This is a genomic window from Frankia sp. CgKIO3 (genome assembly GCF_977946435.1).
Genome location: NZ_CDWTMO010000208.1, coordinates 1 through 6,061, shown reverse-complemented (window position 1 = coordinate 6,061; position 6,061 = coordinate 1). Strand labels below are relative to the sequence as shown.

General features: G+C 72.4%; 5 protein-coding genes. All 5 read left to right on the top strand.

The annotated features are described in order from the left end of the window. Window positions 1–143 precede the first annotated feature (143 nt). Window positions 144–2,156 carry a signal peptide peptidase SppA gene (gene sppA, locus AC08OJ_RS17935; protein ID WP_476594376.1) on the top strand — a complete coding sequence of 671 codons (2,013 nt, stop codon included), beginning with the start codon at window positions 144–146 and terminating at the stop codon, window positions 2,154–2,156. Window positions 2,157–2,547: 391 nt separating this feature from the next. Then, window positions 2,548–3,831 (top strand): phosphopyruvate hydratase, encoded by a 1,284-nt coding sequence (eno, locus tag AC08OJ_RS17930; RefSeq protein WP_476594375.1) that lies wholly within the window; start codon window positions 2,548–2,550, stop codon window positions 3,829–3,831. Window positions 3,832–3,835: 4 nt separating this feature from the next. Beyond that, window positions 3,836–4,210 (top strand): FtsB family cell division protein, encoded by a 375-nt coding sequence (locus AC08OJ_RS17925; RefSeq protein ID WP_462185955.1) that lies wholly within the window; start codon window positions 3,836–3,838, stop codon window positions 4,208–4,210. A gap of 87 nt (window positions 4,211–4,297) precedes the next feature. Next, the gene (locus tag AC08OJ_RS17920) at window positions 4,298–4,924 is read left to right on the top strand and encodes a DUF501 domain-containing protein (protein WP_476594374.1); all 627 of its coding nucleotides are present in this window, start codon (window positions 4,298–4,300) and stop codon (window positions 4,922–4,924) included. Between the two features lie 25 nt (window positions 4,925–4,949). Continuing rightward, window positions 4,950–6,014: a Ppx/GppA phosphatase family protein gene (locus AC08OJ_RS17915; protein ID WP_476596341.1), complete on the top strand. Its 1,065-nt coding sequence runs from the start codon at window positions 4,950–4,952 to the stop codon at window positions 6,012–6,014. The last annotated feature ends 47 nt before the right edge of the window (window positions 6,015–6,061 follow it).

The window sequence follows — 6,061 nt, the reverse complement described above, 5'->3', positions numbered from 1 at the left end:
GGCATTGCGTCGTGGGCTGTCTGTTGGTTATCTCAGAGAGGTCGCCGGAGGCGACTGAACGGAGACCCCGTACGGCGCCTGGTGCCAGGGGTCCCCGCACTGCGCCGAAGGCGCCGTGTGGGGGAAGACTAGCCTCTGAGGGCATGGCTGCCATCCCACGTAAGGCGCTGGCCGACGTCCGCCAGATCGCGGCGCGGCGGACGGCTCCGATCGTCCTTGAACTTGATCTGACGGTCGACCCGATCGAAGGCGCCCCCACCGACCCGATCACCCTGGCGCTCGCCCGGCGCCGGACGACCCTGCGGGATGTTGTCGAAGGCCTACGGTACGCGACCGAGGATCCCCGGGTGTCCGTCGTAGTTGCGCACATCGCCGCCTGCGGGATGCCGCTGGCACGTATCCAGGAGATTCGCGCCGCGATCGCCGCGTTTCGTGCGGCCGGTGGCACCGCCATCGCCTACGCGGACACCTTCGGGGAGTTCGGGGGCGGCACGGCGCCCTACTATCTGGCCTGCGCGTTCGACGAGATCTGGCTCGCCCCGCCCGGTGACTGCGGCCTGACCGGTCTCGGGATGGAGGCGCCGTTCCTGCGAGGAGCGCTCGACCGGCTCGGCATCTCCGTCGAGATCGGCCAGCGGTACGAGTACAAGAACGCCGTCAACACGCTGGTGGAGCGGGACTTCACCCCGGCGCACCTGGAGGCGGTCAGCCGGATCATCGAGTCCAGCTCCGACCAGATCGTGGCCGGCATCGCCGAGGGACGCGGGCTGTCCACCGACCGGGTCCGGCGTCTGATCGATCTCGGACCGCTGGCCGGGTCCGTCGCGCTCGACACCGGTCTCGTCGACCGTCTCGGCTACCGCGACGAGGTGTACGCGGCGGCACGGGAACGGGTGACGCGGGGGCCGTTGGCCGGATTCGAGGATGATGGGGAGGGCGCGGGCCGGGACGATGCGCGCCGCGGGCCCGGCGCGGAGCCGGTTCTGATGTACGCCTCCGCCTACCGGCGGTCCGTCGAGCGGTGGGAGAAGTTCCCGGCGCGCCGTGTAGCGGCGCTGGCGGCCGGCGGCCCGGCGGCTTTCTTCTTCCGCGAGGCTCCCGATGATCGGGACGGCTCCCGTCCCGACGGCGCCGGGGAGGCTCACCTCCACCCGGACGAGGCCGCGGGCATCGGGACGAGTGCGCTGGCCCCCTCCGTGACGGCGCCGCATCGCGACCCGAAGAAGGCGGTCATCGCGCTCATCCACGGGACCGGGCCGGTCGTCCTCGGACACGGTGCCCCGGGTCCGTTCTCCGGGCCGGTGCTCGCCGCGGAGGCCACCGCGGCGGCCTTCCGCTCCGCCGCGCGTGATCCCGCGGTGGCGGCGGCGGTGTTCCGGGTGAGCAGCCCTGGGGGTTCCTACGTCGCATCCGACCTGGTCCGCCGGGAGGCCGAGCGGTTCCGGGCCAGCGGTCGGCCGCTGATCGTCTCGATGGGTGACGTGGCGGCCTCTGGTGGCTACTTCGTCGCCCTGGGATCCGATGCGATCGTGGCGAACCCCGGCACGCTGACCGGCTCGATCGGGGTGTTCGCCGGCAAGCAGGTGATCAGCGGCCTGCTCGACAAGGTGGGAGTGAGCTTCGGTGCCGTCGCGGAGGGTGAGCATGCGCTGATGATGTCGCCGCGGCGGCCCTTCACCCCGGGGGAGCGGGAGAAGCTGGAGGAGTTCCTGGACCGGGTCTACGCCGACTTCGTCGACAAGGTAGCGACCGCTCGCGGACTGTCCCGGGACCAGGCGCACCAGCTGGCCCGCGGCCGGGTGTGGACCGGCGCGGACGCCCATGCGCACGGCTTGGTGGACGTCCTCGGCGGGTTGGCGCAGGCGATCGAACTTGCCTGGTCGCGCGCCGGTCTGCCGGCCGGTGAGACCCCGCGGGTGCGGCTGACGCCCAAGCCGTCGGTGCTGGAACGGGTCCGGTCGCCGAAGTCCAGCGAGGACCGCGGGGCCGCCGCGTCCGTGGCCGGGTCGGTGGCCGGGTCCGCCCTGGGCCTGCTCGGCCCCGGTCCCGGTGCCGGCTTCGTCCCGGGCTGGGGGGCGCTGGCACCGCTGGCGGCGCGGCTCGGTCTGCCCTCGGCCGGTCCGCTGGTCATGCCGCCGATCGGGCGGATCGGTTAGCCGGTCCGCACCGGTGGCCCACAACGAACTCGCCGGCCTGTGGGATGCGTGACACCGCCGTCCGCGGGAGGATCGACGTCCGGGTGCCCGACGGCCAGGCAGGCGGTGGAATGACCGTCGGGTGGCCGGTGAATGGACGCGCCGCGGGTGAATGGACGCGCCGCGCCGGGCCGGGACCGGCGTCGCGTCGCCGTGGGGCGACGGTAGTCTCGCAGCGACCGGTTTCGTCCGGACGGCACCGCTCGTCCCGCGCTGCGATCCGCGGCAGGCCATCAGGGTCTGCCCCGGTGGCCTGCCGCGGTGTGGTGGCTTCCGGTCACCGGCTCGTGGCGGTCCGCTGCTGCCACCGCGTCATCGTTCCGTGTCAGAGCGCATACCGGAGGTCGAAGCCGTGCCGTCCATCGAGGCCGTCGGAGCCCGCGAGATCCTTGACTCGCGCGGCAACCCCACCGTCGAGGTCGAGGTCGTTCTGGAGGACGGCACGCTGGGCCGCGCCGCGGTGCCCAGCGGGGCGAGCACCGGCGCCTTCGAGGCTGTCGAGCTGCGCGACGGGGACAACCGCTACGGCGGCAAGGGCGTGACCAAGGCCGTGGCCGCGGTAATCGACCGGATCGGTCCGGCGATTATGGAGTTGGAGGCCACCGAGCAGCGTCTTCTCGACGCGACGCTCATTGACCTCGACGGCACCCCGGGCAAGTCGGCCCTCGGCGCCAACGCCCTGCTCGGGGTCAGCCTGGCGGTGGCCAAGGCGGCGGCGTCGTCGAGTGGCCTGCCGCTGTTCCGGTACCTGGGAGGCCCGACCGCGCACCTGCTCCCGGTGCCGATGATGAACATCCTCAACGGTGGTGCCCACGCCGACACCAACGTCGATATCCAGGAGTTCATGATTGCTCCGATCGGCGCGAGCACCTTCGCCGAGTCGCTGCGCTGGGGTGCGGAAGTTTACCATGCGCTCAAGAGCGTGCTGAAGGCGCGGGGCTTGGCGACCGGCGTGGGCGACGAGGGCGGCTGCGCGCCGAGCCTGCCCACCAACCGCGAGGCTCTCGACCTCATCGCCGAGGGGATCGACAAGGCCGGCTTCGCCCTGGGGACGGACATCGCCCTGGCGTTGGACGTCGCCTCCACCGAGTTCTACGCGGACGGGTCGTACGCCTTCGAGGGCAACTCGCGTAGCGCCGAGTACCTGATCGACTACTATGCCGAGCTCGTCTCCGCATACCCGATCGTCTCCATCGAGGACCCGCTGGCCGAGGATGACTGGGACGGCTGGGTGGCGCTCACCGAGCGGCTCGGTGGCAAGGTGCAGCTCGTCGGGGACGACCTGTTCGTGACCAACCCGGAGCGGCTGGCCCGCGGGATCGCCTTGAAGGCCGCGAACGCCCTGCTGGTGAAGGTGAACCAGATCGGCACGCTGACCGAGACGCTTGACGCGGTGAACCTGGCCCACCGTAGCGGCTACCGGGCGATGATGTCCCACCGGTCCGGCGAGACCGAGGACACCACCATCGCCGACCTCGCCGTCGCGGTCGACTGCGGTCAGATCAAGACTGGCGCCCCGGCGCGCTCGGAGCGGGTCGCGAAGTACAACCAGCTGCTGCGCATCGAGGAGGAACTCGACGACGCGGCCCGGTACGCGGGCGCCGCTGCGTTCCCCCGCCACGGGCAGGCCGGCTGATCCCATGCCGCCGCGGAACACCGCGCTGACCACGAGGGCGACCCTGCTCGCCGTCGTGATCTGCGTGCTGGTCCTGACCCTCGCTTATCCGCTGCGGCTGTACCTGCAGCAGCAGGCCAAGCTCTCCGAGCTGAGCCGGACCAACGCGCAAGCCCAGGCGAGGGTCCATGAGCTGCGGGCGACGGTCGAGCGCTACGACGACCAGGCCTGGGTCGAGGACGAGGCGCGCCGTCGGCTGCATTACGTCAAGCCCGGTGAACGGGCGTACCTGATGCCGATCAAACCGGCACCCACCAAGGACGGCGACGAGACCCGCGGCGGGTCGTCCGGGGGTTCGGCCTGGTACGCCCGGCTCTGGTCGGAGATCTCGACGCCGTAGCGGTCACGGGGCGGGAGCCCCGGCCCCGGTGCGGCGAAGGGCGAAGGAACGGTCCTGGCGGACGGTGATGATGGTGAGGGGGCGAGCATGCTACCGGCGGTGACGGCCGAGGATCTCGAGATTGTGCGCTGTCAGCTCTCCCGCGAGCCGCGAGCCGTCCTCGCGGTGGCTCATCGCTGCTCGTGCGGTCTTCCCGACGTGGTCGAGACCGCACCGCGGCTTGCCGGCGGCACCCCCTTCCCGACCCTGTACTACCTCACCTGCCCCCGGGCCGCGTCGGCGATCTCGCGGCTGGAGGGGGCCGGGGTGATGCGCGAGATGACAGCCCGGCTGGCGGAGGATTCGCGGCTCGCCGCCGCCTACGCCGCCGCCCACCGGGACTACCTCGCCCGGCGCGACGCGCACGAGGTGCTGCCCGCGGCCCCGAGCGCGGGTGGCATGCCCGATCGGGTCAAGTGCCTGCACGTCCTCGTAGCGCACAGTCTCGCCATGGGTCCGGGAGTCAATCCGTTCGGTGATGAGGCCCTTGCGGCTGTTCCCGACTGGGGGCGGCGGGGGCCGTGCGTGGCCGGTGGCCGATGTCCGGGCGTCGACGAGGCCCGCAGCCCGGACCCGCCTCAGGCGGCGGGCCGGCGGGCGACGGACCGACCGGCAGTCGTTCGACAGGGGGATCCGATAGGGGACCCGACGGAGGATCCGATAGAGATCCGATAGGGGATTTGACCGGGGAGGAGAGACCGTGAGTCGGGTCGCCGCGATCGACTGTGGAACCAACTCGATCCGTCTGCTGGTGGCGGACGTCGAGGGATCGACCCTGTACGAGCTGACCCGCCAGATGGAGATCGTCCGGCTGGGGGTCGGGGTCGACCGGACCGGTGAGCTCGCGCCGGAGGCGCTCGCCCGCACCTTCACCGCGCTGCGGGACTATGCCGAGCAGATCGAGCGGCTGGGAGCCTCACGGGTGCGGATGGTCGCCACGAGCGCGACCCGCGACGCGCGCAACCGTCATGAGATCGTCGCCGGGGTCCGCGCAATCCTCGGTGTGGACCCCGAGGTGATCAGCGGGGACGAGGAGGCGGCCCTGTCTTTCGGTGGCGCCATCGGTGACCTCGTCGGCCGAGCCGGTTCGCTTGCCGGTTCGCTTGCCGGTTCGGTCGAGGGCGCGTCGACGGGGGCGGGCGCGGCGGGATCCGACCCGGTCGCCACGCCGATCCTGCTCGCCGACATCGGCGGCGGCTCGACCGAACTCGTCCTCGGGGACGCGAGCGGGGTGCGGGCCGCCCGCTCGGTGAACGTCGGATGCGTGCGGCTGGCGGAGCGGCACCTGCACGATGATCCGCCGACCGGCGCGCAGGCCGCGGCGATCGTTGCCGACGTGCACGCGGCACTCGACATCGCCGCCCGCACCGTGCCCCTGACCGAGGCGGCGACGCTGGTCGGCGTCGCGGGGACCGTCACCACGGTCGCCGCCCTCGCGGCTGATCTCCCCGAGTACGACCCGGCCCGCATCCACCTGTCCGTGACGGCGGCGGAGCAGGTCGCGCAGGTCACGGACCGGCTGCTGAGGATGACGCACGACCAGCGCGCGGCCCTGCCGGTGATGCACCCGGGTCGGGTGGACGTTATCGCCGCCGGCGCGCTCGTGCTGCGCACCCTGGTCGAGCGAACGGGCGCCGCGGCGGTGGTGGCAAGCGAACGCGACATCCTCGACGGGATAGCGCTGGCCCTAGCCGCCGCGCCGGGCGCCCCGGCCACCGGGCCCGAGCGGGCGGCGTTGCCCGTCACCGCCGGCCCGTCGGTATGAGGACCGTTGGTATGAGGACCGGCTGTACGCGGACCGGCGGGGCGGGG

What these genes read in the sequence shown, in the direction of transcription:
- AC08OJ_RS17925 (WP_462185955.1), top strand. Translation starts at nt 3,836, where the DNA reads ATGCCGCCGCGGAACACCGCGCTGACCACGAGGGCGACCCTGCTCGCC.
- AC08OJ_RS17920 (WP_476594374.1), top strand. Translation starts at nt 4,298, where the DNA reads ATGCTACCGGCGGTGACGGCCGAGGATCTCGAGATTGTGCGCTGTCAG.
- sppA (WP_476594376.1), top strand. Translation starts at nt 144, where the DNA reads ATGGCTGCCATCCCACGTAAGGCGCTGGCCGACGTCCGCCAGATCGCG.